At 63.2% G+C, this 3,670-nt stretch carries 1 protein-coding gene; it reads right to left on the bottom strand.

All coding sequences use genetic code 11. The features are described 5' to 3' along the window. On the bottom strand, positions 1 to 3,670 hold a 3,670-nt coding region (locus PO768_RS28115; RefSeq protein WP_272648689.1), incomplete at both ends, for a condensation domain-containing protein.

The following is a 3,670-nucleotide window of genomic DNA, read 5'->3' as shown; positions in this document are numbered from 1 at the left end:
ATTGATCAGGACGCGTGGATGCAGCGCTCGTTTGACCTGCTCAAAGCTGGCCCGAGGCATAGCCTCGCCCCCGAAAGAGTAGAGCGACACCGGCGGTGCTGTACCGCTGTTTTCCGCCTCGGCAGCAAGCTGCTGCAAGTAGACCGGCGGGAACCCCGCATTGGTAACACCATGGCGCTGCAGCTCGGCCTGAGTCCGCTCGGCGCTCCACAGTGTTTCGTCCCGCAGCACCAGCGAGGCACCGCACAGCAGGGCCGTAAGCCAGCGCTCATGCGCGCCGTCGAAAGCGAAGGACAGGAAATGAAACTCCCGTGACCATGGCCCCATCTCATACAGATCAGCGGTGACCTGGCAATGCATGGACAGCGGCCCATGCGGCACCGCCACACCCTTCGGCCGGCCGGTCGAGCCCGAGGTGTAGATCACATAAGCCAGCTGGCCGCCATGCACGGACAATTGCGGATCAGCAACGTCATGGTCGGACAGTTCCAGCGCATCCACCGCGACACAAGGAACGCCCGGCACGGTCAGGCGTTCCTGCAGGCGCTGCTGGGTCAGCAGAACGGCCATGCCGCTGTCCTCCCCCATATAGGCCAGCCGTTCCGTTGGATAGGAAGGGTCCAGCGGAACATAGGCCGCCCCGGTCTTGAGCACGGCAAGCAGACTGGACACCAGTTCGAAGGAACGTTCCATTGCCACACCGACTCGGTCCTCGGGCCCGATGCCCCTCGCGATGAGGTAATGCGCCAACTGATTGGCCTGATGGTTCAGTGTGGCGTAGTCCAGATGATCGTCGCCCAAGATCAGGGCGATCGCCAAGGGCTGCCGGTGAGCCTGGATCTCGATGAGCCGGTGCACCGGCTCGTCCGATATGGCGTGGGCCGACTCATTGCGCTCCCAAAGCGCCAGACGCATCCGCGCTGCCGAATCCAGCAATGGCAACTCGCCTAGACGCCGATCGGGCTGTTCGCTCAGCTGCATCAGGATGTGCTCGATCTGCGCCGCGATGCCTGCCACCGTGCCGGCATCAAAGACCGACAGGTCGTGCCCGTACTTCAGGCGCAAAGTATCTCCCTGCAGCACCGCCACGGTCATGGGATAGCTGGTTTGCTCGCGGCTGCTGACGGCGCTGCAGCGCAATCCACTCGACGTGACCTGGTGCAACACCTCGTCCACCGGATAGTTCTCGAACACCACGATGCTGTCGAACAGGCCCTGGCCGCCATGGCCGGCCCAGCGCTGAATGTCGTTGAGCGGCGTATGCTCATGTTCGCGTGCTGCCAGGTTGAAGGACTGCAAGCAGCGCAGCCATTGCGACACCGGTTGATCGGGCGAGCAGTTAACCACCATGGGCAAGGTGTTGATGAACAGCCCAAGCGACTGTTCGATGCCAGGCAGGTCAGCGGGCCGGCCGGACGTGGTGGCTCCGAAGCTCACACGCAACTGCCCGGTACGAGACTTGAGTAGCAGCGCCCATGCGGCCTGCACCAGCGTGTTGAGTGTCACGCGCTCGCGCCTCGCAAAATCGATCAAGCGCGCCGTCCGGCTTGCATCGAGTTCGCTGCTGTGCAGCCCCATGCCGACGCCTATCCGCGCGAGCGGAAGCGAAGCAGCCAAACGCGTGGGCGTATCCAAACCAGTGCAGGTCGACTGCCAGAACGCGCGGGCTACCTCGGCATCGCGGCCCGCCAGCCAGGCAATGTGCTCACGCCACCCATGGACAGGACGCCCCACCACCCGCTCGCCACCATAGTGGCGCAACACCTCAGCCAGCAGCTGCGATGTGCTCCAGCCATCGAGCAGCAAATGATGGTAGGTCCACACCAAGTGATAACGCGTGACAGCCCCCTCGCTGCAGGGAAGACGAACCAGCACCAGCCGCATCAGCGGTGGTTCGCGCAAATCGAAACCCTGGTTCAGCTCATCCTGGGCCAGAGCATCCAGCGCGTTGGCTTGACTCTCCGTCAGGGAAGCCCCGCTCTGATCCCGCCAGTCGCGTACCGTCATAGGCAGATCAGAGTGGCGGTCCACCCATTGCAGCGGCGGGATCTGGTCATGCAGGAAACCGACGCGCAGTACATCGTGCCTTTGCAGGGCGGCCTGCCAAGCATCACGCAGTTTCGCTTCATCGACGGCTTCAAGATCCATGCGTACCTGATTGAGGTAGGCACTGCCCTGCGGATCGAGCAAGCTATGAAACAGCATGCCGGCCTGCATCGGTGACAGCGGATAGAGGTCTCCCAAGCGATGCGCAGGCACGGACAATGCATTCAACGCGGCCTGGTCCAAACCCGCCAGAGGGACATCCGATGGCGTCACGCCCAGCGCCCCACCCTGCGCCGCAACTCCGTCGACGCAGTGCGCGATCAAGCCGATCAGTTCCTCGCGGAAGGCTTGCAGCAGCGCTTCGATCATGGCTCGGCTGTAGCGCTGCTCGCCATGACTCAGGTTCAGCCTCAACTCGCCATCGAAGACCTGGCCATTGATAGAAAGTTCGTGGCTCGCCGGCCCGTCTTCGTCCATGCAGGCGCCGACCGATTCAGATGCAGGAACCCACCATGCCTGATCGTCAAAGCTTCCATCGAACTGACCCAAATAGTTGAACAACACCTGGGCCCGAGGCATGGCCGCAAGCGCCTGGCGCTGCTCAGGTGCACCGTGGTGCTTGAAGATGCCGTGGCTCAAGCCACGACGAGGTACCTGGCGCAGAGTCTCCTTGACCCGCTGGATCGCATCACCCGGAGCGCCCAGGGGCTCGATCACGACGGGATACAAGGAGGTGAACCAACCCACGGTGCGCGTCAGATCGATGTCATCGAACAGGTCTTCGCGGCCATGGCCCTCCAGATCGATGCGAATGCGGTCAGCGCCGGACCACTGACACAGCGCGCGCCCCAGCGCCGTCAGCAGCAGATCGTTAATCTGGGTCCGATAGGCGGCAGGGACCTGTTTAAGTAGCGCTTGGGTCTGAACCCTGTCCAGTCGGATATCGGCCTGAACCTGGTGGCGCAAGGCCATGCTGCCCTGCGGCGCATCGCAGGGCAGGCGCACCGATGCTTCGGGCAGCGTTGCCCAGTATCCGAACTCATCGTCGTTGGCCTGAGCAAGGTCCTGCAGGCGAGCTGCCCAATGGCCGTAGGGACTGGTCTTTGCAGGCAACACGACAGGAGCACCATCGCGCAGTCGCCGGCAGGCGGTCTGGAGGTCTTCCAGCAGGATGCGCCACGATACGCCATCGATCACCAGATGATGCGCGACCAGCATCAGACGAGAACTGCCGTCGGCCACATCGATCAGTACGGCGCGTAGCAGCGGCCCGTTCGCCAGATCCAGACTGCGCTGGGCGGTCTGGCAAACACGCTCGATCTCGCCGACGTCGCGGGCCTCGCGCAGCCAGACCATTGGCGAGGTGGCCGCTGCGTCCTGAGTCTGCTGCCAGTTTCCGTCCACCCGGTGATACCGCAAGCGCAAGGCATCATGATGAGACACCACCGCCTGCAAGGCTTGCTCAAGCTGTACGGGATCCAGCGGTTCCCGGCATCGCAGCAGCAAGGCTTGGTTCCAGTGGTGCGGCGAAGGGCGCTCGAGTTCGAGGAAATCGGCCTGTATGGGCAGCAGCGGGAGAATGGTTCCCGGTGCCTCATCGAGAGCAGCGGCATCGCTGCGCATC

It is taken from the genome of Paucibacter sp. XJ19-41, assembly GCF_028462495.1.
GTDB lineage: Bacteria > Pseudomonadota > Gammaproteobacteria > Burkholderiales > Burkholderiaceae_C > Roseateles_E.
The sequence above is the reverse complement of the archived record's forward strand: the minus strand, read 5'-3'. Positions and strand labels throughout refer to the sequence as shown.